We start from the raw sequence: 25,671 nt of genomic DNA, 5'->3' as shown, positions 1-25,671 counted from the left end.
CCGGTCCCACTATGGATACGCGGTCAAATAGTGGGACTGGCTTTAGCCAGGAAGGCGTCGGTCGTCACACCGCAATGCTGATGGCGAACATACCGGCCTCTTCCCGGCTAAAGCCGGTCCCACTATGGATACGCGGTCAAACTGTGGGACTGGCTTCAGCCAGAAAGGCGTCGGTCGTCACGCCGCAAATCTGATGGCGAACGCACGGGCCTCTTCCCGGCGAAAGCCGGTCCCACTATGGATATGCGGTCAAACAGTGGGACCGGCTTGAGCCGGGAAGGCGTCGGTCGTCACACCGCAAATCTGATGGGGAGCACACCGGCCTCTTCCCGGCTAAAGCCGGTCGCACTATGGATATGCGGTCAAACAGTGGGACCGGCTTCAGCCAGGAAGGCGTCGGTCGTCACGCCGCACATCTGATGGCGAGCACACCGGCCTCTTCCCGGCTAAAGCCGGTCCCACTATGGATACGCGGTCAAACAGAGGGACCGGCTTCAGCCGGGAAGGCGTCGGCATCCACTCCGCACATCTGATGGCGAACACACCGGCCTTTGCCCTGTTAACGCCGGGTCACCGGTGCGTCGCGATCCAGATCAGCAGGCCGGCCTGAAACACGGCAAAGGTGACCAGGCAGGCGATGGTGAAGCGCAAGCCGGCGTCGTCCCGGCGGTATTTGCTGACCTTGTCTTCGGTCTTCTTGATCGTGACGTCCTGTTCCTGAATCCTCTGTTCGGCCTGTTGCAACATCTGCGCGGCGTCGAGGATCTGCACGATCTGGATTTTATCGGCGTTCCAGGAGTTATTCAGGTTGCCGACCTTGGCGTCCTTGATGGCGCCTTTCAGGTGCTGCGCATCGGCGTAGACGACCTCGAAACCCTGGGTCTTGAGGAAGTGATCACGACGCAGGCGCGTGTCCTCGTTGAGCGCATCCTTGTTGGCCAGCGCAACGCCTTCGATCTTGTACTCGGCGCAACGTTTCTGCGCCCAGGTGATGCCCTGGGCCAGCATGAAACGCCCCAGACCGCGGTTCCACGGATCGATCTGCAAGCCTGACGCCGGGCCCACGCGAACGCTGCGATTGGCGTGATCCACCCAGATATCCAGACAATTCTGTTCTTTGCGGGTCTTTTGCCCCGGCAGCTGATAGCTCATGCGCAGCAGGCTGAATTCTTTGTTGTGGCGCTCGGCCTTGCCGAACTCGACGAAGCGCAGCGGGCGTGCTCCGGTCGCGCGGTCGGTGGGCAGGGGCGCCAGACGCAGCATCGAGAAATGCTCAGCGTGCACTTCGTCCCACAAGACAGGCGCGGCGACTTCGCCTTCTTTGGCATCGGTCGGCTCGGCCGCGTCGGTTTGTATGGTTGCTTCTGTCATCACGGCGATCCTGTTATCGACATTGCCCGGCACATGGCACCGGCACACGATGCCAGCAGACAGCTATCGGCCGTTTCTGACGAAGCTAAAGGGAGTGCGCGCCGACTCGCACGTCGAAGAGAACCGGCCTCAGGCGGCCGGTACCGAGTCGAGGAATTTCAGGATGCGATCGGTCACTTCGCTGGCCAGCGGCAACTGCGGATCCTTGTAGGACGCCAGCTGCCGCTTGATGTCCATCGGCACGATGCGCAGCACGTGGTTCATGCCGTCGATGATCGCCAGTTGCGAGTCGGGTTTGGCCTTGTGCAGCAGCTCGGCATCGCCCACGCCCACTTGCATGTCGTTGCGCCCCTGAATGATCAGCGTCGGGATTTTCAGTTGCCCGAACGCCACCGTCGGGTTCTGCCGGAACAGGGAGATCAGATACGGCTGCACGCTCGGGCGGAACACCACCTGAAGGGGCTCAGGCACATCGTTGTCAGTCTTGCCGGCCTTGATCTCCTCGATCAGTTGCTCGCTGCGGGCCAGCAGCGGAGGAGGGAGGCGATCCTGCAGTTGCTCGCGGACCACTTGATCCACCGGGCGACCAGTACCGGCGACGGAGATCAACGCCACGGCGCCCGCACGTTCTGCCGCCAGGGTGGCGACCAGCGCGCCCTCGCTGTGGCCCATCAGAATCAGGGGACCCAGGCGCGAGTCGGTTTTGAGCTTGGCGGCCCAGGCGACGGCGTCGTCAACGTATTTTTCGATGCTCAGATCGCGCTCGTCCGGGGTGGCAGGGCGACTGGCCGCGACGCCGCGCTTGTCGTAACGCACGCTGGCGATGTTGTGCTTGGCGAGGATCAGGGCCAGACGCTTCATGCTGTCGTTGCGTCCGCCGTCGGAGTTGTTGCCGTCACGGTCGGTCGGTCCTGAGCCGGCGATGATCAACACCACGGGCACCGGATTGGTCGACTTGGGCAGCAGCAGCGTGCCGAAGAGCTCGCCGGTGCCGGTGTCCAGGCTGATAGGGCGCTGCAGCACGACGGGCGTTCCGGCGTGGGCGATGGATGACAGCAGGGTCAGGCTCAAGATGATCGCTCGCAGCGGCCAGAAGCCGCGAATCAGGGGTAAGGCGCTTAGCATTGCAAGACCATCATCAATAAAGTGTCAATTGGACGCGGGCAAATGAATAAGGTTCGAGGATGAACTGCGCCATAAGCCTGCGTATACTGGCGCGCTTGAGTTTTTGAACGTCTTCGGAGCCTCCCGCATGTCCGGCAATACCTACGGCAAGCTGTTCACTGTCACCACTGCCGGCGAAAGCCACGGTCCGGCACTGGTTGCCATCGTTGACGGCTGCCCGCCGGGCATCGAGTTGTCGCTGGAAGACCTGCAGCGTGACCTCGACCGCCGCAAGCCAGGGACCAGCCGTCACACCACCCAGCGCCAGGAGCCCGACGAGGTCGAGATCCTGTCCGGGGTCTTCGAAGGCAAGACCACCGGTGCGTCCATTGGCCTGCTGATCCGCAACACCGATCAGAAGTCCAAGGACTATTCGGCGATCAAGGACCTGTTCCGGCCTGCCCACGCCGATTACACCTATCACCACAAATACGGCCTGCGCGACTACCGTGGCGGCGGTCGCAGCTCTGCGCGTGAAACGGCCATGCGCGTCGCCGCCGGGGCCATCGCCAAGAAGTTTCTTGCCACTCAGGGCATTACCGTTCGCGGCTACATGAGCCAGCTCGGCCCGATCGAAATCCCGTTCAAGACCTGGGATTCGGTGGAAGACAACGCCTTCTTCAGCCCTGACCCGAGCAAGGTGCCGGAGCTGGAAGCCTACATGGACCAGCTGCGTCGCGATCAGGATTCGGTGGGCGCAAAGATCACGGTCGTCGCCGAAGGCGTGATGCCGGGGCTGGGCGAGCCGATTTTTGACCGTCTCGACGCCGAACTGGCCCATGCGCTGATGAGCATCAACGCGGTCAAAGGCGTCGAGATCGGCGCCGGCTTTGCCTGCGTTGCCCAGCGCGGCACCGAGCACCGCGATGAGATGAGCCCCGAGGGTTTTCTGTCGAATAACGCCGGCGGCATCCTCGGCGGGATTTCGTCCGGCCAGCCGATCGTCGCGCACCTGGCGCTGAAGCCGACTTCCAGCATCACCACGCCGGGGCACTCGATCGACGTCGATGGCAACTCCGTCGAGGTCATCACCAAGGGCCGCCACGACCCTTGCGTCGGCATCCGTGCCACGCCTATCGCCGAAGCGATGATGGCCATTGTGCTGGTCGACCACCTGCTGCGCCATCGCGGGCAAAACAGCGATGTGCGCGTTACGACGCCGATTCTGGGTCAGCTGTAATGCCTGAGCCGCGCGTCGCCGCTGCGGTTATCTGAGCGTGGCGGCGCTTCCTTACTGGCGGCTCGCCAGCTTCTATCTTTTCTATTTCGCCCTGCTTGGGGCCACGGCGCCCTATATGGCGCTGTACTTCAGCCACTTGGGATTTTCCGCCGCGCGCATCGGTGAGCTGGTGGCGATCCCGATGCTGATGCGCTGCGTCGCGCCGAACGTGTGGGGCTGGCTCGGCGATTACACCGGCCGACGTCTCACCATCGTGCGCTTCGGCGCCCTCTGCGGACTGGCCTGTTTCAGCCTGATTCTCGTCGACACGTCTTACGCCTGGCTGGCGATGGTCATGGCGCTCTATGCGTTTTTCTGGCACGCGGTGCTGCCGCAATTCGAAGTCATCACCCTGACGCATTTGCAGGGCCAGACTTCTCGCTACAGCCAGATCCGGCTGTGGGGATCGATCGGCTTCATCCTTTCGGTGGTCGTGCTCGGCCGGATGCTGGAATGGTTCAGCCTGGATTACTACCCGCAACTGCTGCTGGTCATTCTGATCGGCATTGTCGCCAGCAGTTGGTGGGTGCCGAATGCGCAGCCGGTGGCCTCGGGTGTGCGGGTCGCGGGCGAGGGGTTTCTCAGGCAACTGATCAGGCCGGGCGTGCTGGCGTTTTATGTCAGTGTCGCGCTGATACAACTGAGCCACGGGCCGTATAACACTTTCCTCACCCTGCACCTGGAACACCTCGGCTACAGCCGCGGCATGATTGGCCTGCTGTGGGCGCTGGGGGTGATTGCCGAAGTGTTGATGTTCATGGTGATGAGCCGGTTGCTGCAGCGGTTCAGTCTCCGCCAGGTGCTGATCACCAGCTTCGTGATCGCCGCATTGCGCTGGCTTTTGCTGGGTAATCTGGCCGATCATCTGGCGATTCTGATTGTCGCCCAACTGATGCACGCGGCCACGTTCGGCAGTTTCCATGCCTCGGCCGTGCATTACTTGCAACGCAGCTTCGGCCCGCGCCAGCAAGGTCAGGGTCAGGCGTTGTACGCCGCCCTGTCCGGCACGGGCGGGGCGATGGGCGCGTTGTATTCCGGGTACAGCTGGAACGCGCTGGGCGCCAGTTGGACCTTTGCCATTGCGAGTCTGGCGGCCGTGGCCGCTGCTGTCCTGACCGCCACATGTATGAAAGAGGAGCGCGTATGAGTCGCGAAGCACTGGCTCGGGAAATCATCGAAGCGGGGCAGTTTCTGTACGCCCGGGGCTGGTCGCCCGCCACCAGCAGCAATTATTCCGTGCGCCTGTCGCCGACCGAAGCGCTGCTGACCGTCTCCGGCAAGCACAAAGGTCAGTTGGGTATGGACGACGTGCTGGCCACCGACCTTGCCGGTAACAGCTTGGAGCCCGGCAAAAAGCCGTCGGCTGAAACCCTGCTGCACACGCAGCTTTATAGCTGCAAGCCGGCGGTGGGTGCCGTGCTGCACACCCATTCGGTCAACGCCACCGTGCTGTCGCGGCTCACTGCCGGTGATCATCTGGTGTTCGAGGACTACGAGCTGCAAAAGGCCTTCAGCGGCGTTTCCACCCATGAATCAGAAGTGGTGGTGCCGATTTTCGACAACGATCAGGACATCGCCCGCCTCGCAGACAAGGTCCAGCCCTGGCTGGATCAACACCCTGACTGCGCCGGTTACCTGATTCGCGGTCATGGTTTGTACACCTGGGGCGCGAAGATGAGCGATGCCTTGCGCCAGATCGAAGCCTTCGAATTTCTGTTCGAATGCGAGCTCAAGACGCTGTCGGTGCTCAACCGCTGATCCCTGATAGACGTAACGATCAATGCACCGCAACGTTCCCACTGCCTGAATCAACGTGTCTGATCGGCCCCAGAGCCGAAAGATGCGGACCGAACCGAGGAAGCCCCAAATGAGCAGTCTGTCCGTTTACCACGTGTCATCCCCCGAGCTGCCAAACAAGGTCCTGACACACCTGGAAGACATTGCCTCGACCCTGGCCGAGCATGGCGTGGCGTTCGACCGCTGGCAGGCGGCAACGCCGATCACCCCGGGCGCCAGCCAGGAGGAGGTCATCGCTGCCTACCGCACCCAGATCGACAGGCTGATGACCGAGCGCGGTTACGTCACCGTCGATGTGATCAGCCTCAATAGCGATCACCCGCAGAAGGCCGAACTGCGCGCCAAGTTCCTTGAGGAGCATCAGCATGGCGAGGATGAGGTGCGTTTCTTCGTCGCCGGCCGCGGGCTGTTTACCCTGCACATCGACGATTTCGTCTACGCCGTGCTGTGCGAGAAAAACGACCTGATCTCGGTTCCGGCCGGCACCCGACACTGGTTCGACATGGGCGAGCATCCGCATTTTGTCGCCATTCGTCTGTTCAACAATCCCGAGGGATGGGTCGCCAAATTCACCGGCGAGAGCATCGCCAGCCAGTTCCCGCGTCTGGAAGACTGATCAATCATGACCATCAAAGCGATCCTTACCGACATCGAAGGCACCACCAGCGCGGTGAGCTTCGTCTTCGACGTGCTCTTTCCGTATGCCAAACAGCATCTGCCCGAATTCGTTCGCGAGCATGCCGCCGAACCCGATGTGGCCGCGCAGTTGCAGGCCGTGCGCGACGACAGTGCCGAACCCGATGCGAGCATTGAACGGGTGATCGAGATCCTGCTGCAATGGATTGCCGAAGATCGCAAAGCCACGCCGCTGAAAGCCTTGCAAGGCATGGTCTGGCAGCAGGGTTATCAGGCCGGGCAGCTCAAGGGTCATGTCTACCCGGATGCCGTTGAAGCGCTCAAAAACTGGCATCAGGCGGGTTACGCGCTTTATGTCTATTCCTCGGGCTCGATCCAGGCGCAGAAGCTGATCTTTGGCTGCTCCGAGGCGGGCGATCTGTCCGGGCTGTTCAGCGGTTACTTCGACACCACCTCCGGGCACAAACGCGACCAGGCGTCCTATCGATCGATTACGTCGAAAATTGGCCAGCCGGCGGAGGCGATTCTCTTCCTGTCCGATATCGTCGAAGAGCTCGATGCGGCGCAACTGGCCGGCATGGCCACCTGCGCACTGGTGCGCGATGGCGGAGCACTGGAAGGGCACCCCAATTTCAGCAGTTTCGCGGCGATAGAGCCCAGCGCTTTCTGACGATCCAGGCGTGCTGAAAACCGACGGCCGATGTCTCTGACATTGGCCGTTTTTGTATCCAAATGCGGAAAAATGTAAGTTGGTTTTTGTTCGTTTGTGGGAAGTTGCTTGTTTCACAGTCAGGCATGCCTGTTTGTTTTCGACGCTGTGTTTAACCCTTCTCGACTGTGTAACCCTTCGCCTGTCGGACCCTGACAGCTTTTGAATGCGCCTGGTGAGGTCGTGTTGACGACAGCACCCGACGCCGTTTTTCAGCTGCCACTCACAAAAAATCCAAGGGGCATCAGGGCCGCACATTTGATGGTTTTAAACGGGAGGGAAAATGAAAAACGCACAGACAGGGACGCTGAGTCCGTTGATACAACAAATGGTCAGCAGCATCACTGAACAGGATGGCGATACGGCCATCGCCAACGCCCTTGACTGGCTACGCGCCGAATGCCGCAGCGAACGGGCCATGCTTTATCAGTACCGAAACGGCGTACTGCTCAGTTGCATCACGTCGAACGTCGACAGCTACTGGAAGGATCTTTATTGCCAGGGACGCCTGATGATCGAAGACCCGGTTATCCGCTGCTACCGCCACACCATGGGTTTCCTGAACTGGGAGGAGGCCTTCAAGACCTACCCGCCATCACCCGCCTACATGGCTGCGGTTGAGGATTGCGACCTGCTTCCGGCGTTTTCTTACGGGTACAGCAGTCAGACGCGGGCCAATCAGGGGGTTGTCACTATCTGCACGCTCAATGGCATGGAGCGACCGCTGACTCACAACGACCGTTACCTGCTGACCAGCCTGGTGCCGATGCTCCACGTCGCGGGGAAGGGCCGGCAACTGCAGACGCGAGCGCTCTCTCCAAAAGAGCTAGAGATTCTCAAATGGGCGCGGGAAGGCAAAACGGCGTGGGAGATCGGGCTGATAAAGGAAGTCTCGGAGGCTACCGTCAAGCATCACTTCAAGAGCATCTACGCCAAGCTCGGGGTGACCAATCGTGCGCAGGCGGTAGGCGAGGCGTTGTGTCGAGGAATTATTCAATAGACCCAGGCACGAAGGTCGCCAGCGTCTAACGTGAGTTCATCGAAAAAAGCCCAAAAAAAACCGCGATAGCATCAACTATCGCGGGAATCTACAAGGGATGCTTCGATGAGAGTGAAGCGTGCTGCTGCCGGGACACGGTGTCCCGGCCTGATACTTATCGGGTGTGATAAGTAGGCAAATCAAAACGGTGCTGGCTCTGCAACATCGAGATAGCGGGCAGCTCGCTGGCTTGTGCGGCCAGGTCACGACGGATCGCGCTGATCACCCATTCCAGTTGCACTGGGGTGTGCAGTTGAGCGTAAGACACGCAGCGACGGATGTTGGTGCCTTCTTCGTTGCGCAGGGTCAACAGAACGCCACCGTCCGGACGCGGCTGGGTGGTGACTTCGAAATCGGAAAATACGGATGCGAATTTTTCTTGGATGAAAGTCATGTCTAGAGGCTCCATTGCTCATGGGATAACAAGCTTGGAATGACTAGTGCAGTGACTGTGCCAGCTTTTGACCTTAAATAAATATCAATGAAATCAAAGGGTTAAACATTTAAAAAAAATACTGTCTCGTGCAATTTGCATGAATGCGGCTCGTGCATCCTGCAATTTACCGGAGTGGGGAGTGAGTGATGGGGGATACGGAGGAGGGGGCACGCGCTACGTGACACAACTGAGACAGTGACATCCCGGATTTATTTCCCCTTGTTGCGAAATTTTCTCGGCGGCCGGTCAGTCGACTCTATCGGCCTCATTGAGGGGGATGGTCAGGCGCCAGTAGCTGAAGCTGGCAGGGTGGGTGACATCGGCGGCGGCGCCCTCTGCGGTGCGCCATGTAGTGACGGGCGCCTTCCGTGGAACTACAGGCTTTATCCAGGGCTCATAAGTTGCCTGTCCCAGAGATCGCCGCATCCTCTGATTTATCCCGCGCAATGCATTGCGCTACTGGAGTTACGAAATGTCAGAAGCCCCCATCACGCCCGGTTCTGCCACGCGCATGACAGACGAAGAAGCACTGGAGTTTGCCGAACAGGTGTTTGATCGGGCTCGTGCTGGCGACGCGCCGATGCTCGACCGCCTGCTGGAAAACGGCTTGACCCCCAACCTTCGCAATCACAAAGGCGACACGTTGTTGATGCTGGCCAGCTATCACGGCCATCAAGACGCCGTGCGGGTGCTGCTCAAGCACAAGGCTGACCCTGAACTGCGCAACGACAACGGCCAGAGCCCCATTGCCGGCGCTGCTTTCAAGGGCGATCTGGAAACCGTGAAGATCCTTGTGGAAGCCGGCGCAGAGGTCGAAGGCGCCTCCGCCGACGGCCGCACCGCATTGATGATGGCGGCGATGTTCAACCGTACGGCAATCGTCGACTACCTGATCTCCAAAGGTGCCAACCCCCATATCCAGGATGCCAAGGGCGTCACGCCACTGATGGCCGCTCAGACCATGGGCGCGACCGAGACCGCCGAGCAGCTCACCCGCCTGGGGGCGTAAGCGATAGAGGCGCGCAGCATTTCCAGCTATCCTGCGCGCCTGTTTTCCAGCCCTCGGACGATCTGCCATGAAAGCTTCACTCATCGAATTCATCAGCAAGATCAGCTCCGGCTGCATGAGCGATGAAGAAATCGAAAAAATCGCCGACGAGGCCGCCCAGGCTTACGCTGACCCCGAAGCGTTCCTGACCGCCAACCCCGACATCAATTTCGACGACACTTTCCCGATTCCGCTGGGCGAGTGGGTAGTCATTGGCAGCCTTCCCGACACCGTATTGCTTCAGGCCGATACCTATCCCGACCTGCTCACCGAGATCATGGCGTCGTTCGGCCCCAATGTGTCGTTCAACATCAAGCCCAAGCAACTGACCAAGGCCGAACCCTTGGCGGCGCTTAACCGCATTCAGATTCAGCTTTCCAGCATGAACAAGGACATGGGCGGGTATGTGCTGATGGACGTCAGCGAGCCGCTGGATCACGTGTTGCAAACGGTGCTGGTCTACGGCGCCGACGTCGAGCGGGTCATGGCCCTCGGCGTTGAACTCGGCATACTGATCGAGCCATCGCTGGAGGCGCTCAAAGCGCAGGTTTGATCTCCATCGACGGGTTCTGCTGCGCGGCCAAATATCCCTGGCGACCAACGGAACCCTCATCGCAGGCCACCACTCTCAAGTGGGCAAGCCTTCAATAAGGAGCAACACCATGGGTTCTACTTTCAACGGTCTGATTGGCCTGATCATTCTGGCGCTGGATATCTGGGCCATCATCAACGTGCTGAAAAGCGGCGCGGAAACCGGGAAGAAAATTCTCTGGATTTTGCTGATCGTCATCCTGCCGGTGCTGGGCCTTATCATCTGGGCAATCGCTGGCCCGCGTGGCAACGTGCGTATCTAGCAACGTGCTTCTCTAGCATCGCAGCAGAAGCGCAGCAAGGCTTCAGAACACATGACGCCCGACTGGCCTGGCCAGTCGGGCGTTTTTGTTTCCCGGGTCATCCACGCACCGCGACATTCGACCTGTCATGCTCCGCGACGTAGAATGCGCGCCTTCTTGTGGGCGGCGTGCCGTCCTGTCATCAGTAGTTATCGGGGACTTCATCCATGAGCGATTATCAAGAAACGTTGTACGAAGGCTACGGCCAGCGCTTTCGCATGGAAAAAATGCTGCATGAAGTGCGCACCGAGCATCAGCATCTGGTGATCTTCCAGAACCCGCGCATGGGCCGCGTCATGGCGCTGGACGGCGTGATTCAGACCACCGAAGCCGACGAGTTCATCTACCACGAGATGCTCACCCACGTGCCGATTCTGGCCCACGGCCGTGCCAAGCGCGTCCTGATCATCGGCGGCGGCGATGGCGGCATGCTGCGCGAAGTCGCCAAGCACGCGACGGTCGAGCACATCACCATGGTCGAGATCGACGGCACCGTGGTCGAGATGTGCAAGGAATACCTGCCGAACCACTCCAAAGGCGCTTTCGATGATTCGCGTCTGAACCTGGTCATCGATGACGGCATGCGCTTCGTTGCCAATACCGAGGAGAAATTCGACGTCATCATTTCCGATTCGACCGACCCGATCGGGCCTGGCGAAGTGCTGTTCTCGGAAAACTTCTATCAGGCCTGCCATCGCTGCCTCAACGAAGGCGGCATTCTGGTCACGCAGAACGGCACACCGTTCATGCAGCTGAGCGAAGTACAGACCACGGCAGGGCGCATGAATGGCCTGTTCGCCGACTGGCATTTCTATCAGGCAGCGGTGCCCACCTATATAGGCGGCGCGATGACCTTTGCCTGGGGTTCGACGGATTCCCAGCACCGCAAGATTTCGCTGGACACCCTGCATCAGCGATTCGCCGGGAGCGGCATCGTCACCCGTTACTACAATCCTGAAGTCCATATCGGCGCCTTCGCATTGCCGCAGTACGTTCTTCAGGCGATCAGCAAACCAAGCAACGCTTGATTGCTGATCAGGTTACGCAAACCTGACATCCATCCGCCGATGTCAGGTAAACGTAACTTCCTCTTGATCGTCAGTTATGTCACGTATACATTACATTCATCGTTGAATGTTATGCAGGCGTGACAAATGGACGCGACGTTATTGCTTGAGCGGTTGGGCAGTCAGATCGAGGACATGCGTAAATCCCGCGGCCTTACTCAGGTTCAGCTGGCCTACCAGGCGGGCATGACACGGCAAAAGCTCGCCGAAGTCGAAAAAGGCAGCCCGACCGTGGCGGTGAATTTCTACGCCAAGGTTCTGGCCGCGTTGAATGCCGAGATAAAAGTCGTTTCCGCTCGACGCCCGACGTTTGAAGAGCTGCGCGAGGTGTTCCAGTGAGACCGCTGGATCGTGTACGCATTTTTACCCCGGACGGTGAGAGCGGTGCGCTGTCGACGTCTGAATCCGGTGACTACCTGTTTCGCTATGGCCTGGACGCCAGCCCGGCGTCGCAGATCAGCCTGACCATGGGTGTTCGCGATGCGGCCTACGTATCGCGCAGCCTGCACCCGGTCTTCCAGATGAACCTGCCCGAGGGTTTCGTGCTGGAGCAGTTGCGCAATCGCCTCGCTAAAACCACGCCCATCAACCCCATGCTGCTCATGGCATTGACCGGCAGCGGTTCGCCGGTCGGCCGCGTGGCGGTGGCATCGCCCATGATCGACGAGTTGCTGGGGCGTTCGGGCCCCGTCCCAGGCAGAAGCCTGGGGCAGATACTCAGTTGGGACGGGGCGCAGGATCTGTTTGCCGAACTGGTGGATCAGTACATTTTGCGCACGGGGATTTCGGGTGTTCAGCCCAAAGTCATCGTGCCCGATTCGGATTTCGTCTCGGACCCGAAAGCCACTCTGTTGATGCCCGAACTGATCGTCAAGTCGGGGAGGGCGGATTTCCCAGGGCTGGCCGTCAACGAATTCGTGTGCATGGACGCGGCGCGCAGGGCCTGCATGCCGGTACCGGAATTTTATCTGTCGGATAATCGCCAGCTGTTCGTGATGCGCCGCTTTGATCGTGACGCTGACCAACGCGCCATAGGCTTCGAGGACATGGCCGTGCTGATGGGCCTGGGCACGGAACAGAAATACGACTCCAGCTACGAAAACATCGCCAAGGCCATTCGCCTGTTCTGCGCGCCTGAGCACGTGCGTGATTCGCTGGATCAGTTCTTCGACATCGTCGCGCTCAGCTGCATGGTCGGCAACGGCGATGCTCACCTGAAGAACTTCGGCTTGCTGTATCGCGACCCGCTAGGGGCAGACGCACGACTGGCGCCCGCCTACGACATCGTCAACACCACCGCGTACATAAAGGACGACGCGCTCGCCCTGCGTCTGGACGGTTCGAAAAGCCTGTTCGGATCCCGACTCGGCATTCTGACCCTGGCGTCGACCTGTGACATCCGCAAACCGAACGTGCGCATCGCGCGACTGATTGCGGCAGTGCAGGCGTCGCTGCAGGAAAACGCTTCGCTCAACCCCCACGCACCCCATGTCTTCGAAGCCATCGAACACGCCGTCGAACGGTATGCCCAGACATTCAAGGTGTAAGCGCGATTCAAGGCTTTGTAAGAAAATATGAGAGGGAGCATTTATCAACGGAATTTTCACCGTTTCTTCGGGAAGATTCGCGCCGTTCCAAGACTGCTCCCTGATTGAGATAACTGTTTGAGCCGATCCGTCATGAAGAATGCGCGGCATCGGTGGTAAACCGCGAGGGTTCACGTAATATTTGCCCCCCGCAGCCCGGACCGGCATTTCAATGTGGTCGGGCGCACAGCTTTTTGAACCTAAACCTGAATCCAACGGATCCCACAACCCATGGCCAAAACGGACGCCCCGGCGCGCGCGCCGCAACCTACCGTCAAATCGCACCTGGCCTATACGCTCCTGAGCGGTCTGGTGCTGATGGTCCTGTACACCCTTCTGCGCGTAGCGCTGCTGGTCTATAACCGCGAAGGCATCGGTGCGACGCCGGCTTCGACGTTCGTCGAGGCGTTTGCCAATGGCCTGCGATTCGATTTGCGTCTGGTCGTCTACATCCTGATCCCTCTTCTGCTCTCCCTGTTCAGCGCGCGCATGATGGCGGCCCGTGGGGTGTTTCGCTTCTGGCTGACGGTGGTCGCGAGCCTGACCGCGTTCTTCGGCCTGATGGAGATGGATTTCTACCGTGAATTCCACCAGCGCCTGAATGGCCTGGTTTTCCAGTACGTCAAAGAAGACCCGAAAACCGTTCTGAGCATGCTCTGGTACGGCTTTCCGGTGGTTCGCTATTTGCTGGCGTGGGCACTGGTGACCTGGCTGCTGAGCCTGGTCTTCAAAGGCGTTGATCGTGTGACCCGGCCCCGTGGCGGGTTCAATGTGGCCAGCGCCGACAACCGTGTGGTTGCGCCGTTGTACAAGCGCGCCGTGGTTTTCCTGCTGTGCCTTGTGGTGGCCGTCATCGCCGCTCGCGGCACCCTGCGTCAGGGCCCGCCGCTGCGTTGGGGCGATGCGTACACCACTGACTCAAACTTCGCCAACACCCTGGGCCTGAACGGCACGCTGACGCTGATTGCGGCGGCGAAGAGCCGGATGTCCGAGGACCGCGACAACATCTGGAAGGCGACTCTGCCTCAGGCCGAAGCCCAGCAGATCGTCCGCGACATGCTGCTGACGGCCAACGACAAGCTGGTCGATCCAGACAAAGCCGCCGTGCGTCGGGATTTCACGCCGCCAGCGGCCAACACGCTGCCGATCAAGAACGTCGTCGTGATTCTGATGGAAAGCTTCGCCGGCCATTCGGTGGGTGCGCTGGGCGATGAATCGAACATTACGCCTTACTTCGACAAACTGTCCCAGGAAGGTCTGCTGTTCGATCGTTTCTTCTCCAACGGCACGCACACCCACCAGGGCATGTTCGCGACCATGGCCTGCTTTCCGAACCTGCCGGGCTTTGAGTACCTGATGCAGACGCCGGAAGGCAGCCACAAGTTGTCCGGTCTGCCGCAGCTGCTCAGCGCGCGCAAGTACGACGACGTGTATGTCTACAACGGTGACTTCGCCTGGGACAACCAGTCGGGCTTCTTCAGCAACCAGGGCATGACCAACTTCATTGGCCGCAATGACTTCGTCAATCCCGTGTTTTCGGACCCGACCTGGGGCGTGTCAGACCAGGACATGTTCGACCGTGGCGCCGAAGAGCTGAAAGCCCGCGAAGCCAAAGGCAAGCCGTTCTATGCCTTGCTGCAAACCCTGTCCAACCACACGCCGTACGCACTGCCGGCGAATCTGCCGGTCGAGCGCGTGACCGGGCATGGCACGCTGGATGAACACCTTACCGCCATGCGTTATTCGGATTGGGCGCTGGGTCAGTTCTTCGAGAAGGCCAAGAAAGAGCCGTACTACAAGGACACGCTGTTTGTGGTCGTCGGTGACCATGGCTTCCCCAATAACGAGCAGATCACCGAAATGGACCTGGGCCGCTTCAACGTGCCGATGCTGATGATCGCCCCGGGCCTGCAAGACAAGTTCGGCAAGCGCAGCAGCATCGTCGGCACGCAGATCGATATCGTGCCGACCATCATGGGCCGCCTGGGTGGTGACACCGTGCATCAGTGCTGGGGTCGCGACTTGCTCAATCTGCCAGCGGGAGACGAAGGCTTTGGTGTGATCAAGCCATCGGGCAGCGAGCAGACCGTGGCGCTGGTCACCGGCGACCGGATCCTGATCGAACCCAAGGACATGGAACCGAAGGTGTACAGCTACGCGTTGGGCACCAAGCCCCACGCCGAGCTGATGCCGAACGCACCGGACGTCGCCGAGTTGCGCAAGAAGCTCGACAGCTTCCTGCAGACCGCAACCAAAAGCCTGCTGGACAACACGGCAGGGGTCAAAGACGCCAAGCCACAATGACCGCAGCCTGATGAAAAACGCCCCGAGACCGGGGCGTTTTTTTTTGCCTGCGGATTCATGGCTTCAGGCTGCGAACGTCAGCTGTGCGCTGACGATTCCGGTTGAACGTCGTTGCGCTGCAAGGGTCAAGATCACTAGGCCGCTGTCAGGCCCTTACTGAGGAGAGATTGATGAAAGTGTGGACTATTTCGTTTCTGGACAAAGACGGTGTGCAGCAAACCCTCGATCTTGAATCCGATCACCGTCCCAGTGATGAAGAGGCTGCGCAGCGAATCCGTCCGATCCTGTTTCCGGTCGCCAGTGATCTTGATCTGATCGACCTCGAGGGTCGCACTGCCGAGCCCACCGTGAAGACACTCAAAGAGCAGAACGCGGTACAGATCATTTCCATCGTCGAGGCGCCTTAAAAAGCCTGGATTTCCCGCCATCCTGCCAATTGGCAACGCACTATCAATCGGCGTACTCTGCCAGTGAGGTCGGTGAAGCATCTATCCGAGTCAGCTCGCGTACGTATGCCCGTTTTGTAAAACGCACCGGCCTTGTCAGCGACATGCTTGAGTCCCGGGCGGCAGATGACCTGCCGCTACACGCCTCGCCATCGAGGGGTGTTTCGGGATAGTTGAAACTCTATCTATCGTTGCATAGGAGGACGTTTCATGAGCACAGCCTATCAAGAAGACGTCAGCAGCCATGTTCTGCGCTGCATGAAAGAAGGCGGTTTCGACTTCGCACGCATTCACCCCATTGAGTTCTATGCCACCTTTCCGGATGAGGACCGGGCGCGTCAGGCTGCGGAAAAATTTCGCGGCGAGTCAGTCAATGTCCAGCTAAATGCACTGGAAGACGGTGCCTGGCACCTGGAACTGAGCAAGTTGATGTACGCGACCTACGACGGGATAGGCGACTTCGAGCAGGATTTCCAGACCGCGATTTTCGGTCTGGACGGGGAGGTTGAAGGCTGGGGCGTCAAACAAGTGCTCAAGCGTCTGCACTGACTTGGCTTGATCGACATTTCTGCGCCGAAGGGAGGCGCTGATCGCTGAAGACTGTCTCCCGCCTCTGCAACAAAATGTGGGGCGGGAGATGCACCCAACTGAATCGCAGGCAAAAAAAAGCCGCTCTCTTGGGAGCGGCGGAAAGGGAATATCGGGTGGCGTTGCCAATAAGGTATTGAGCCAATCGCCTTGTGAGATCCGGCGGGTTGGTCTGCGGTATGGGGCGATTATGCTCAGCGCCTGTCACGCGCGGAAATGAACTCTGGCTATGCCTGCGATAGATTTTCAAACGAACGACGCTTCGCCATGAGGCGTCGGGCAACGGGTTAGGGCGCATCGTGCACAGGAATGGTGCGGACGCTGTGGCTGTTTAATTCAACCCATTGATAATAAAGCGTTTATGCCGATGGCACGGGCCTTGCGAAGGTTCTGGTGTCCATGGTGACAAGGAGTACGGCATGATCCGCACCTTTTATGACGAGATGTACGATGCGGGCGGCATAGTTCGTCCGCATTATCGGGAATTCGCCCGCTGGTTGGGCGAAGCGCCGCCTGAGTTGCTCGCTCAGCGCCGGCGTGAGGCCGATCTTTTGTTTCATCGCGCCGGGATCACGTTCACGCTGTACGGCGACGAGCAGGGCACCGAGCGGCTCATCCCCTTCGATACGATTCCGCGCAGCATTCCGGCCAGCGAGTGGCGGGTGGTTGAGCGCGGCTGCATTCAGCGCGTCAAGGCGCTGAACATGTTTCTCGCTGACCTCTACCATGATCAGCGCATCATCAAGGCCGGGATCATTCCTGCCGAACAGGTCCTCGCCAACGAGCAATACCAGCTGGCGATGCAGGGCCTGAATTTGCATCGCGATCTGTATTCGCACATCTCCGGCGTCGATCTGGTGCGTGACGGCGACGGCACGTATTACGTGCTCGAAGATAACCTGCGCACGCCAAGCGGCGTCAGCTACATGCTCGAAGACCGCAAGATGATGATGCGGCTGTTCCCCGAGCTGTTCGCCGCGCAACGCATCGCGCCGATCGATCACTACCCGAACCTGTTGCTGGACACCCTGAAAAGCTCGAGCCCGCTGGATAACCCGAGCGTCGTTGTGCTGACACCCGGGCGCTTTAACAGTGCGTTTTTCGAGCATGCGTTTCTGGCCCGGGAAATGGGGGTCGAGCTGGTGGAAGGCGCTGACCTGTTCGTGCGCGATGACCGCGTGTTCATGCGCACCACGGACGGCCCGAAAGCGGTCGACGTGATTTACCGCAGGCTTGATGACGCGTTCCTCGATCCGCTGGCGTTCAATCCGGATTCGATGCTCGGCGTGCCGGGCCTGCTGGCCGCGTACCGTTCGGGCAATGTGGTGCTGGCCAATGCCATCGGCACCGGCGTAGCGGACGACAAGTCGGTCTACCCGTTTGTGACGGACATGATTCGTTTCTACCTCGACGAAGAGCCGATCCTCAAGAACGTGCCGACCTGGCAGTGCCGCAAGCCCGAAGAGTTGTCTCACGTGCTTGCCAATCTGGGCGACCTGGTGGTCAAGGAAACCCAGGGCTCCGGCGGTTACGGCATGCTCGTGGGCCCCGCAGCCACCGCTGCCGAAATCGAGTCATTCCGGGCGCGCCTCAAAGCCAAGCCCCACGCGTATATCGCGCAACCGACCTTGTGCCTGTCGACCTGTCCGACCTTCGTCGAGAACGGCATCGCCCCGCGCCACATCGACCTTCGGCCGTTCGTCCTGGCTGGCCGCGAAACCCGTGTAGTGCCCGGTGGCCTCACGCGCGTTGCCCTGCGCGAAGGTTCGCTGGTGGTGAACTCGTCGCAGGGTGGCGGCACCAAAGACACCTGGGTGGTCGAGGATTAAGGATGCCTGCCAATGCTAAGTAGAACTGCCTCGGATTTATATTGGATGTCGCGGTACCTGGAGCGCGCCGAAAACCTCGCGCGGATGCTCGACGTCAGTTACTCGCTGTCGCTGATGCCACAGGACGGACGCGGGGATGGCCTCAATGAAATCGCCATGCCACTGCTGATCACCGGAACGCTGGACGATTACCTGGAGCGCCACGGCGACCTGCATGCCGAGCGCTTGCTGCACTTTTTCGCACTGGACGCCGAAAACCCGGCGAGTATCTTCAGCTGCCTGGGCGCGGCGCGGGCCAGTGCCCATGCGGTGCGTGGGCGTATTACTGCGGACATGTGGGAAAACATCAACGCCACTTACCTGGAAATTCGCGGCATCGCCGAACAGGGTTTGAGTCGTTATGGCATGAGCCGTTTCTGCGAGTGGGTGAAGGAGCGTTCGCATCTGTTCCGCGGCGCAACCTACGGCACCATCATGCGCAACGACGCGTTCCGTTTCATTCGTCTGGGCACGTTCATCGAGCGCGCCGACAACACCCTGCGCATGCTAGATGCGCGTTATGAAATGCTTGAATTGCGCGGCCCGTCCGCCAACGCAGCGGCAGACAGTTCCGCCGCCGGCTATTACCAATGGAGTGCGCTGTTACGCGCATTGTCCTCATTCGAGGCGTACACGGAAGTCTATCGCGATGCACCGGGTGCCCGTCAGGTCGCTGAATTGCTGCTGTTGCGTGCGGACATTCCGCGCTCATTGCGTGCGTGTCTGGAGGAGCTGGACATCATTCTTGCCAGTCTGCCCGGGGCCAATGGCCGTCCCGCCCAGCGTCTGGCCGCCGAGCTGGACGCTCGTCTGCGCTACACCGGCATCGACGAAATTCTCGATGAAGGCCTGCATGAGTGGTTGAACGAATTCATTCCACTTCTGGCCCAACTGGGTAGCGTCATTCACACTTCTTACCTGGAGGCTGCATGAGACTCTCAATTAGCCACGAGACCACTTATCACTACGACGATCAGGTCCGCGCCAGCATCCAGTATTTGCGTCTGACCCCCCACGACAGTGAGCGCCAGCAGGTGCTGAGCTGGCAGTTGGCATTGCCGCGGCCGGTCCGGGCGCAGATCGACCCCTTCGGCAATATTCTCCACGTGCTGACCCTCGACGAACCCCACGAAGCCATCGTGATTGGTGCACGTGGTCAGGTCGAGATCGACGAGAAGCGCGAGTCGGAACATGAGAGCCAGTCCTCGCTGCCGTTCCTGCGCTTCACCCGCCTGACCGAAGCTGACGAAGCGATTCGCGCCTTCGCCGTCGCGCAGACCCAGAAGCGCACCGACCGCACCGCGTTGATCGATATGATGCATGCGCTTAACGAGCACATCACTTACACGCCCGGCGCGACGGCGGTGGATACCAGCGCCGCCCAGGCGTTCGCCAACCGCGCGGGCGTTTGTCAGGATCACACCCACGCGTTTCTGGCCTGCGCCCGCAGTCTGGGGGTGCCGGCGCGCTATGTGTCGGGTTATCTCTACAGCGACAGCAGCGAACATCTGTCCAGCCATGCGTGGGCAGAAGCCTGGATTGATGATGCCTGGTACAGCTTCGACGTGACCAATCAGTTGGCGATTCCGGAGCGGCATCTCAAGCTGGCGGTCGGCCTGGATTATCTGGATGCCTGCCCGGTGCGCGGCATGCGCCGTGGCGGTGGTTGCGAGCAGATGCACGCCAAGGTAGTCGTATCGCCCGCAGCGCCGATTGCTGTTCCTACGGCTGCGAAAAAGCCTGTCCCGGCGCCGATGATTCAGGTGCAACGCCAAGGCTGATAAGCCGGCAGCGGCCGAGGGCTCTGCTCGGCCGCCTTCCCATGGTCTGTCCGCTACTGAGTGCGCCAGGCCCCCCTTGCTCCGCTCCCACCCGATTCGCTGATCCCACACGGTCCGCTCACACACAATTGAGAGGCAACGAAGCGATCCTGCACGGCCGGCAGTCGCCTGTGTGAAACAGGCAAACTTGTGAGTTCGTCGTGGGAAGAGGCGCTTGCAGCGTGCAGGATGCTCAGCCAAACAGACGGGTCATGTTCGGAAGGATCAGCAGCAGCGTGGTGGCGAAAACAATGAGTCCGGCCTGACGTATTTTCGAACGCTTGAACTTGAACATGGTAAATGCCTTTTCTTGTTATTCCTGAGCAACAGAAACCCATGGACCTTGGGCGTGACCAAGGCGAGGATTGGCAAAGGTGAGGCAAAAGAGCAGGTGCCCCAATCAGCAGATCGCGGGCGGCAGGCGCTGGGTGAAACGATTTTGTTATGGCGCCACTGCTACTGACTAAACCTTAGAGCCCGCGTGCTGTGCGGTTTAGATCATTGAGGATTATCGGGTTGCGCTCTTATAACCTCCTGACGATTGGCGAATAGCCATCGCGCAAATATTCCCCTGCTAGACACCTGCGTCCAAAACTGTCCAGGCTGAATAGCTTGCTACCGTTCGTCCGAGTCCGAAACTTCCCACAACCAGCTAACCTGTCAATCGATCCGGCGAAACAGCGGGCGCTGTGATACACAGTGCGCACATGACAGTTCTACTGTCGGTCGGACCTATAAAAAGGCAGTTCATCGGGTTAGCGAGGACAGGATGACCGAAGCGTTTATTTACGATGCCTTGCGCACGCCGCGGGGCCGGGGCAAGCCGGATGGCGCGTTGTACAGCGTCAAACCGGTAGATCTGGTGGCCGGGCTGTTGAAAGAACTGCAAGTGCGCAATCACCTCGATACCCACCACGTCGATGACATTGTGCTGGGCTGCGTCACGCCCATCGGCGATCAAGGCGCCGACATCGCCAAGACCGCAGCGCTGGTCGCCAACTGGGCCGTAAGTGTGGCCGGTGTTCAGGTCAACCGGTTCTGCGCGTCGGGCCTTGAGGCGGTGAATCTGGGGGCGATGAAGATCCGCTCCGGGTTCGAGGATCTGGTGGTGGTGGGCGGCGTGGAGTCGATGTCGCGCGTGCCCATGGGCAGTGATGGCGGCGCCTGGGTGTTGGACCCGCACACCAATCTGCACACCCACTTCACGCCCCAGGGCATCGGCGCCGATCTGATCGCCACCCTTGAAGGCTTCAGCCGTGACGACGTCGACCTGTTTGCCGTGCAATCCCAGCACAAGGCTGCGATGGCGCGGGAGCGGGGTGCGTTTCGCCGTTCGCTGGTGCCGGTGAAGGACCAGAACGGGATGCTCTTGCTCGACCATGACGAGTTCATCCGCCCCGACACGACGCCGGAGGCGCTGGGCAAACTGCGCCCGAGTTTCGAGGCGATCGGTAAAATGGGCTATGACGCCACGGCGCTGCGCGTCTACAGCCACGTCGAACGCATCGAGCACGTGCACACGCCAGGCAACAGCTCCGGCATCGTTGATGGCGCCGCCTTGATGCTGCTCGGCACTGCGCAAAAAGGTCAGGCGCTGGGGCTGCGGCCACGGGCACGCATCGTCGTGACGGCGGTGACCAGCACCGATCCGACCATCATGCTCACCGGCCCTGCGCCGGCCACGCGCAAAGCCCTGGCGCGGGCCGGGCTGACCCTCGATGACATCGACCTGTTCGAGGTCAACGAAGCCTTCGCCTCGGTGGTGCTCAAGTTCATCAAGGACATGGGCGTCGACCCCGACAAGGTCAACGTCAACGGCGGCTCGATCGCCCTCGGCCATCCATTGGGTGCCACGGGCTGCATCATCCTCGGCACGCTGCTCGACGAGCTGGAAGCCCGGCAGTTGCGTTACGGCCTGGCGACCCTGTGCGTCGGCGGCGGTATGGGCATCGCGACGATCATCGAGCGGGTATGAACGTGAAGCACGACAACCGCTTCCCCCACCGCCTTTATCCGATAACCGTTTCAGGAAGAAAGACCGCATGAGCGATGCCATCCGCTACGAAACCGGGCCGGATCAGATTGTCACCCTGACCCTCGACATGCCCGGCCAGCAGGCCAATACCATGAACGCGGCGTATCGCCTGGCCATGGCCGAGACGCTTGAGCGTCTGCAGGCGGACAAAGAGGCCATCGCCGGGGTGATCATCCGCTCGGCGAAGAAGACCTTCTTTGCCGGCGGCGACCTCAACGAGCTGAGTCAGGTCGACGCTTCCCGCGCCGCCGCCTTCTACCAGATGACCATGGACCTCAAGGCCCAGCTTCGTGCGCTGGAAACATTCGGCAAACCGGTGGTCGCGGCCATCGAGGGTTCTGCATTGGGCGGTGGCCTGGAGCTGTGCCTGGCCTGTCACCATCGCATCGCAATCAATGGCGGCCAGGTGAGGTTGGGCTTGCCGGAAGTCACCCTCGGTTTGCTTCCGGGCGGTGGTGGCACCGTGCGGCTGGTGCGCATGTTGGGGCTGGAGAAAGCCCTGCCGTTGCTGATGGAAGGCCGCACCATGGGCGTTGATCACGGGTTGAAACTCGGTGTGATCGATCAGATGGCCAGCAATGCCGATGACCTGATGGTCAAGGCGCGTGAATGGATTCTGGCCAATCCGGCGCCGATCAAAGCCTGGGATCAACCGGGGTTTCAATTGCCCGGCGGCGCGCCTGCGCAGCCGAATGTGGCGCAGATGCTGGCCATCGCGCCGTCGATCCTGCGCAGCAAAACCTGGGGTTGCTACCCGGCGCCGGAGAAAATCCTCGCTGCGGCCGTGGAAGGCGCTCAAGTGGATTTCCACACGGCGGAGAAAATCGAGGCGCGTTACTTCACCGAACTTGCCACCGGTCCCATCGCCAAGAACATGATCGGCAGCTGGTTCCAGCTCAACCGGGTCAAGACCGCAGAGGCGCGGCCCAAGGCGCCACCGGTGTTCAACATGCGCAAGGTCGGCATTCTCGGAGCCGGCTTGATGGGTGGCGGGATTGCTTATGTGACCGCAGTGGCAGGCGTCAGCGTGATCCTCAAGGACGTCAACCTGGCGGCGGCGCAGAAGGGCAAGGATTACTCGGCACGACTGCTCAACAGGCAGGTTGCCAGCGGCCGCATCACCGAGGCTCAGCGCGACGCCGTGCTGGGCCGGATCAAGCCGACGGGCCGCGACAGCGATCTCGAAGGCTGCGATCTGATCATCGAAGCGGTCTTCGAGAATCGCGAGTTGAAAGCTCAGGTCAGCGCCGCCGCCGAGCAGGTGGTGGTGCCCAATGCGGTGATTGCGTCCAACACCTCGACGCTGCCCATCACTGGACTGGCCAGCGCTATCAGCCGGCAAGAGCGCTTCATCGGCCTGCATTTTTCCAGCCCGGTGGAAAAGATGCGCCTGGTGGAAATCATCAAGGGCGCACGGACCAACGACATGACCCTGGCGCGGGCCTTTGACTTCGTTCAGCAGCTCGGCAAGACCGCGATTCTGGTCAACGACACACGTGGCTTCTTCACCTCACGGGTGTTCGCCACCTATGCCGATGAAGGCATTGCCATGCTCGGCGAGGGCGTCAGTGCGCCGATGATCGAGACCGAGGCGCGCAAGGCCGGGATGCCCGTGGGGCCGCTGGCGGTGTCCGACGAGGTGTCGTTGAGGCTGATGCACCAGATTCGCCAGCAGACGCGCAAGGACCTGGCCGAGCAGGGCGTTGAGCTTGCCGGGCATCCGGCCGATGCGGTCATCGAGCAGCTTTTGAATGAGTTTGATCGCGCAGGGAAAACCTCCGGCGGCGGCTTTTACGACTATCCTGACACCGCGCCCAAGCACTTGTGGCCGGAGTTGAAAATCCGGTTCGAGAAGCCCGACGCACAGATCAGCGGCCAGGATATTCGCGACCGCTTGCTGTTCATTCAGGCCCTCGAAACGTCGCGTTGCATGGAAGAGGGGGTGTTGCGATCGACGGCCGACGCCAACGTCGGTTCGATGCTCGGCATCGGCTTCCCGGCCTGGACTGGCGGGGCATTGCAGTTCATCAATCAGTACGGGCTTAAGCCGTTCATTATCCGCGCCCGCACCTTGGCCGAGCGCTACGGCGAACGCTTTCAACCCCCTGCATTGCTGCTGGAGAAAGCCGAAGAGGGCTCGCTGTTCTAGCTTCCGCTTCTAGCTGTGTCGCATGACGCGCCGATTCATCAAAGGGAGGTACAGCGTGGGTTCAGCTGACGACGGGCGTTGCGCTAACTGGGCCTTGCCTTGCCCGGGCCTTCAAGGCAGGCTTGAGCCCACGCATTTTCGCTTCTGTCGCTTCAGGGATTTTTATGTCGTTACGCATCTGCATTCTGGAAACCGACGTTCTTCGCCCGGAACTGGTCGATCAATACCAGGGTTACGGGCGGATGTTCGAAAAGCTCTTCGCCCGCCAGCCGGTGCCAGCGGAATTTGTCGTCTACAACGTCATGCAGGGCGATTACCCGCCCGATGACGAGCAGTTCGACGCCTATCTGATCACCGGCTCCAAGGCCGATTCCTTCGGCACCGATCCATGGATCGAAACCCTGAAGACGTATCTGCTCGATCGCTACAAGCGCGGCGACAAGCTGCTGGGCGTGTGTTTTGGCCATCAGTTGCTGGCGCTTTTGCTGGGTGGCAAAACCGAGCGTGCCTCACAGGGCTGGGGCGTCGGCATTCATCACTACAACCTCTCACCGACCCAGCCCTGGATGACGCCGGCGCTGGACAAGCTCACGCTGCTGATCAGCCACCAGGATCAGGTCACTGCGCTGCCCGAAGGGGCGACGGTCATTGCCACCAGCGAGTTCTGCCCGTTCGCCGCGTATCACATCAACGATCAGGTGCTGTGCTTCCAGGGTCATCCGGAATTCATCCACGACTACTCGCGCACGCTGCTCGACATCCGTCAGGACGCCCTCGGCGAGCAGGTCTACGGCAAAGGCATCGCCAGCCTGGAAGAAGACCACCACGGCACGGCGGTGGCGGAATGGATGATGCGGTTTGTGGCGAACAAACGCCCGGTGAGCTGACCGCGCGGTTGGCCGGGTGAGATGATCATTGTGGGGCCGGCTTCATTCTGTGGGACCGGCTTCAGCCGGGAAGGCGTCAGTCGCCATGCTTCAAGATTTATGGTGCTCACACCGGCCTCTTCCCGGCTAAAGCCGGTCCCACTAAAGTACGCGGTGTTTCTGTAGACCGGCTTCAGCCGGGAAGAGACCAGCGTCTGCCACCAGATGTCACTGCTCGCCGCCGATCAGTGTAGGAGCGCGCTTGCCCGCGAAGAGGCCGGTACATCCGACGCATAATGGTCGTACGTGCCTACGCTTCGCGGGCAAGCGCGCTCCTACAGATCTGCAGTACGCCAATTGCCCTGCGGTGTAACAACCGACGCATTCCCGGCTAAAGCCGGTCCCACTAAAGTACGCGGTGTTTCTGTAGACAGGCTTCAGCCATGAAAAGACCAGCGTCTGCCACCAGATCTCACTGCTCGCCGCCGATCAGTGTAGGAGCGCGCTTGCCCGCGAAGAGGCCGGTACATCCGACGCATAATGGTCGTCCGTGACTACGCATTCGCGGGCAAGCGCGCTCCTACAGATCTGCAGTACGTCAATTGCTGCGCGGTGTGACACCCGACGTCT

General features: G+C 60.3%; 24 protein-coding genes. 21 read left to right on the top strand and 3 right to left on the bottom strand.

Annotated elements, in window-relative coordinates; all coding sequences use genetic code 11:
- Positions 1-570: 570 nt before the first annotated feature.
- Both BMY98_RS19705 and BMY98_RS19700 read right to left on the bottom strand, forming a co-directional pair.
- Entirely contained in the window at positions 571-1,371 is an 801-nt protein-coding gene (locus BMY98_RS19705) for a hypothetical protein (RefSeq protein ID WP_074891927.1), read from the bottom strand.
- Between the two features lie 129 nt (positions 1,372-1,500).
- Positions 1,501-2,496, bottom strand: coding sequence for an alpha/beta hydrolase (locus BMY98_RS19700; protein ID WP_074891925.1), 996 nt, complete (start codon positions 2,494-2,496; stop codon positions 1,501-1,503).
- A gap of 127 nt (positions 2,497-2,623) precedes the next feature.
- On the opposite strand from BMY98_RS19700, the gene aroC reads away from it, so the two are divergent.
- The 6 genes from aroC to BMY98_RS19670 all read left to right on the top strand — a co-directional run bounded on the left by aroC (position 2,624) and on the right by BMY98_RS19670 (position 7,896).
- Entirely contained in the window at positions 2,624-3,715 is a 1,092-nt protein-coding gene (gene aroC / locus BMY98_RS19695) for a chorismate synthase (RefSeq protein ID WP_074891923.1), read from the top strand.
- A gap of 31 nt (positions 3,716-3,746) precedes the next feature.
- The gene (locus BMY98_RS19690) at positions 3,747-4,901 is read left to right on the top strand and encodes an MFS transporter (protein WP_217648321.1); all 1,155 of its coding nucleotides are present in this window, start codon (positions 3,747-3,749) and stop codon (positions 4,899-4,901) included.
- Positions 4,898-5,512: a methylthioribulose 1-phosphate dehydratase gene (locus BMY98_RS19685; RefSeq protein ID WP_074891919.1), complete on the top strand. Its 615-nt coding sequence runs from the start codon at positions 4,898-4,900 to the stop codon at positions 5,510-5,512. The genes BMY98_RS19690 and BMY98_RS19685 overlap by 4 nt, the downstream gene beginning before the upstream one ends.
- A gap of 109 nt (positions 5,513-5,621) precedes the next feature.
- A complete protein-coding gene (locus BMY98_RS19680; RefSeq protein ID WP_074891918.1) occupies positions 5,622-6,167 on the top strand; it encodes a 1,2-dihydroxy-3-keto-5-methylthiopentene dioxygenase in 546 nt (181 codons plus the stop codon).
- Positions 6,168-6,173: 6 nt separating this feature from the next.
- Entirely contained in the window at positions 6,174-6,857 is a 684-nt protein-coding gene (gene mtnC, locus BMY98_RS19675; protein WP_074891916.1) for an acireductone synthase, read from the top strand.
- 322 nt (positions 6,858-7,179) lie between these two features.
- Positions 7,180-7,896 carry a helix-turn-helix transcriptional regulator gene (locus BMY98_RS19670; RefSeq protein WP_074891914.1) on the top strand — a complete coding sequence of 239 codons (717 nt, stop codon included), beginning with the start codon at positions 7,180-7,182 and terminating at the stop codon, positions 7,894-7,896.
- Between the two features lie 154 nt (positions 7,897-8,050).
- Here the strand turns inward: BMY98_RS19670 and BMY98_RS19665 are convergent, their stop codons facing one another.
- Positions 8,051-8,329 (bottom strand): DUF3509 domain-containing protein, encoded by a 279-nt coding sequence (locus tag BMY98_RS19665; RefSeq protein ID WP_074891912.1) that lies wholly within the window; start codon positions 8,327-8,329, stop codon positions 8,051-8,053.
- Between the two features lie 514 nt (positions 8,330-8,843).
- Here BMY98_RS19665 and BMY98_RS19660 point away from each other — a divergent pair.
- The 15 genes from BMY98_RS19660 to BMY98_RS19590 all read left to right on the top strand — a co-directional run bounded on the left by BMY98_RS19660 (position 8,844) and on the right by BMY98_RS19590 (position 25,062).
- Entirely contained in the window at positions 8,844-9,380 is a 537-nt protein-coding gene (locus BMY98_RS19660; RefSeq protein WP_074891910.1) for an ankyrin repeat domain-containing protein, read from the top strand.
- Positions 9,381-9,447: 67 nt separating this feature from the next.
- Positions 9,448-9,972 carry a hypothetical protein gene (locus BMY98_RS19655; protein ID WP_074891908.1) on the top strand — a complete coding sequence of 175 codons (525 nt, stop codon included), beginning with the start codon at positions 9,448-9,450 and terminating at the stop codon, positions 9,970-9,972.
- 109 nt (positions 9,973-10,081) lie between these two features.
- Positions 10,082-10,273, top strand: coding sequence for a PLDc N-terminal domain-containing protein (locus BMY98_RS19650; RefSeq protein ID WP_037009073.1), 192 nt, complete (start codon positions 10,082-10,084; stop codon positions 10,271-10,273).
- A gap of 206 nt (positions 10,274-10,479) precedes the next feature.
- Entirely contained in the window at positions 10,480-11,340 is an 861-nt protein-coding gene (gene speE, locus BMY98_RS19645; RefSeq protein ID WP_065989394.1) for a polyamine aminopropyltransferase, read from the top strand.
- A 126-nt stretch (positions 11,341-11,466) separates the two neighbouring features.
- Positions 11,467-11,718 carry a helix-turn-helix domain-containing protein gene (locus BMY98_RS19640; protein ID WP_074891906.1) on the top strand — a complete coding sequence of 84 codons (252 nt, stop codon included), beginning with the start codon at positions 11,467-11,469 and terminating at the stop codon, positions 11,716-11,718.
- A 5-nt stretch (positions 11,719-11,723) separates the two neighbouring features.
- Complete coding sequence (locus BMY98_RS19635; RefSeq protein WP_074891937.1) at positions 11,724-12,926, top strand: type II toxin-antitoxin system HipA family toxin; 1,203 nt, start codon at positions 11,724-11,726, stop codon at positions 12,924-12,926.
- 270 nt (positions 12,927-13,196) lie between these two features.
- Positions 13,197-15,269 (top strand): LTA synthase family protein, encoded by a 2,073-nt coding sequence (locus BMY98_RS19630; protein WP_074891904.1) that lies wholly within the window; start codon positions 13,197-13,199, stop codon positions 15,267-15,269.
- 170 nt (positions 15,270-15,439) lie between these two features.
- Positions 15,440-15,676 carry a hypothetical protein gene (locus BMY98_RS19625; protein ID WP_074891902.1) on the top strand — a complete coding sequence of 79 codons (237 nt, stop codon included), beginning with the start codon at positions 15,440-15,442 and terminating at the stop codon, positions 15,674-15,676.
- Between the two features lie 249 nt (positions 15,677-15,925).
- Positions 15,926-16,264: a ribonuclease E inhibitor RraB gene (locus tag BMY98_RS19620; protein ID WP_074891900.1), complete on the top strand. Its 339-nt coding sequence runs from the start codon at positions 15,926-15,928 to the stop codon at positions 16,262-16,264.
- A gap of 458 nt (positions 16,265-16,722) precedes the next feature.
- Positions 16,723-18,132 carry a circularly permuted type 2 ATP-grasp protein gene (locus tag BMY98_RS19615; RefSeq protein WP_074891898.1) on the top strand — a complete coding sequence of 470 codons (1,410 nt, stop codon included), beginning with the start codon at positions 16,723-16,725 and terminating at the stop codon, positions 18,130-18,132.
- Positions 18,133-18,144: 12 nt separating this feature from the next.
- Positions 18,145-19,104: an alpha-E domain-containing protein gene (locus tag BMY98_RS19610; RefSeq protein ID WP_065989404.1), complete on the top strand. Its 960-nt coding sequence runs from the start codon at positions 18,145-18,147 to the stop codon at positions 19,102-19,104.
- Positions 19,101-19,952: a transglutaminase family protein gene (locus BMY98_RS19605; RefSeq protein ID WP_074891896.1), complete on the top strand. Its 852-nt coding sequence runs from the start codon at positions 19,101-19,103 to the stop codon at positions 19,950-19,952. The genes BMY98_RS19610 and BMY98_RS19605 overlap by 4 nt, the downstream gene beginning before the upstream one ends.
- An 808-nt stretch (positions 19,953-20,760) precedes the next feature.
- On the top strand, positions 20,761-21,966 hold the full coding sequence (locus tag BMY98_RS19600; RefSeq protein WP_074891894.1) for an acetyl-CoA C-acetyltransferase: 1,206 nt from the start codon (positions 20,761-20,763) through the stop codon (positions 21,964-21,966).
- 67 nt (positions 21,967-22,033) lie between these two features.
- Positions 22,034-24,175, top strand: coding sequence for a 3-hydroxyacyl-CoA dehydrogenase NAD-binding domain-containing protein (locus tag BMY98_RS19595; protein ID WP_074891892.1), 2,142 nt, complete (start codon positions 22,034-22,036; stop codon positions 24,173-24,175).
- 164 nt (positions 24,176-24,339) lie between these two features.
- A complete protein-coding gene (locus tag BMY98_RS19590; RefSeq protein WP_074891890.1) occupies positions 24,340-25,062 on the top strand; it encodes an amidotransferase in 723 nt (240 codons plus the stop codon).
- Positions 25,063-25,671 lie beyond the last annotated feature (609 nt).

Origin of the sequence: Pseudomonas graminis (assembly GCF_900111735.1) — a bacterium.
Lineage (GTDB): Bacteria > Pseudomonadota > Gammaproteobacteria > Pseudomonadales > Pseudomonadaceae > Aquipseudomonas > Aquipseudomonas graminis.
The sequence above is the reverse complement of the archived record's forward strand: the minus strand, read 5'-3'. Positions and strand labels throughout refer to the sequence as shown.

What these genes read in the sequence shown, in the direction of transcription:
- BMY98_RS19595 (WP_074891892.1), top strand. Translation starts at nt 22,034, where the DNA reads ATGAGCGATGCCATCCGCTACGAAACCGGGCCGGATCAGATTGTCACC.
- mtnC (WP_074891916.1), top strand. Translation starts at nt 6,174, where the DNA reads ATGACCATCAAAGCGATCCTTACCGACATCGAAGGCACCACCAGCGCG.
- BMY98_RS19610 (WP_065989404.1), top strand. Translation starts at nt 18,145, where the DNA reads ATGCTAAGTAGAACTGCCTCGGATTTATATTGGATGTCGCGGTACCTG.
- BMY98_RS19705 (WP_074891927.1), bottom strand. Translation starts at nt 1,371, where the DNA reads ATGACAGAAGCAACCATACAAACCGACGCGGCCGAGCCGACCGATGCC.
- BMY98_RS19600 (WP_074891894.1), top strand. Translation starts at nt 20,761, where the DNA reads ATGACCGAAGCGTTTATTTACGATGCCTTGCGCACGCCGCGGGGCCGG.
- BMY98_RS19660 (WP_074891910.1), top strand. Translation starts at nt 8,844, where the DNA reads ATGTCAGAAGCCCCCATCACGCCCGGTTCTGCCACGCGCATGACAGAC.
- BMY98_RS19605 (WP_074891896.1), top strand. Translation starts at nt 19,101, where the DNA reads ATGAGACTCTCAATTAGCCACGAGACCACTTATCACTACGACGATCAG.
- aroC (WP_074891923.1), top strand. Translation starts at nt 2,624, where the DNA reads ATGTCCGGCAATACCTACGGCAAGCTGTTCACTGTCACCACTGCCGGC.
- BMY98_RS19625 (WP_074891902.1), top strand. Translation starts at nt 15,440, where the DNA reads ATGAAAGTGTGGACTATTTCGTTTCTGGACAAAGACGGTGTGCAGCAA.
- speE (WP_065989394.1), top strand. Translation starts at nt 10,480, where the DNA reads ATGAGCGATTATCAAGAAACGTTGTACGAAGGCTACGGCCAGCGCTTT.
- BMY98_RS19620 (WP_074891900.1), top strand. Translation starts at nt 15,926, where the DNA reads ATGAGCACAGCCTATCAAGAAGACGTCAGCAGCCATGTTCTGCGCTGC.
- BMY98_RS19665 (WP_074891912.1), bottom strand. Translation starts at nt 8,329, where the DNA reads ATGACTTTCATCCAAGAAAAATTCGCATCCGTATTTTCCGATTTCGAA.
- BMY98_RS19700 (WP_074891925.1), bottom strand. Translation starts at nt 2,496, where the DNA reads ATGCTAAGCGCCTTACCCCTGATTCGCGGCTTCTGGCCGCTGCGAGCG.
- BMY98_RS19680 (WP_074891918.1), top strand. Translation starts at nt 5,622, where the DNA reads ATGAGCAGTCTGTCCGTTTACCACGTGTCATCCCCCGAGCTGCCAAAC.
- BMY98_RS19640 (WP_074891906.1), top strand. Translation starts at nt 11,467, where the DNA reads ATGGACGCGACGTTATTGCTTGAGCGGTTGGGCAGTCAGATCGAGGAC.
- BMY98_RS19650 (WP_037009073.1), top strand. Translation starts at nt 10,082, where the DNA reads ATGGGTTCTACTTTCAACGGTCTGATTGGCCTGATCATTCTGGCGCTG.
- BMY98_RS19615 (WP_074891898.1), top strand. Translation starts at nt 16,723, where the DNA reads ATGATCCGCACCTTTTATGACGAGATGTACGATGCGGGCGGCATAGTT.
- BMY98_RS19630 (WP_074891904.1), top strand. Translation starts at nt 13,197, where the DNA reads ATGGCCAAAACGGACGCCCCGGCGCGCGCGCCGCAACCTACCGTCAAA.
- BMY98_RS19685 (WP_074891919.1), top strand. Translation starts at nt 4,898, where the DNA reads ATGAGTCGCGAAGCACTGGCTCGGGAAATCATCGAAGCGGGGCAGTTT.
- BMY98_RS19655 (WP_074891908.1), top strand. Translation starts at nt 9,448, where the DNA reads ATGAAAGCTTCACTCATCGAATTCATCAGCAAGATCAGCTCCGGCTGC.
- BMY98_RS19590 (WP_074891890.1), top strand. Translation starts at nt 24,340, where the DNA reads ATGTCGTTACGCATCTGCATTCTGGAAACCGACGTTCTTCGCCCGGAA.
- BMY98_RS19670 (WP_074891914.1), top strand. Translation starts at nt 7,180, where the DNA reads ATGAAAAACGCACAGACAGGGACGCTGAGTCCGTTGATACAACAAATG.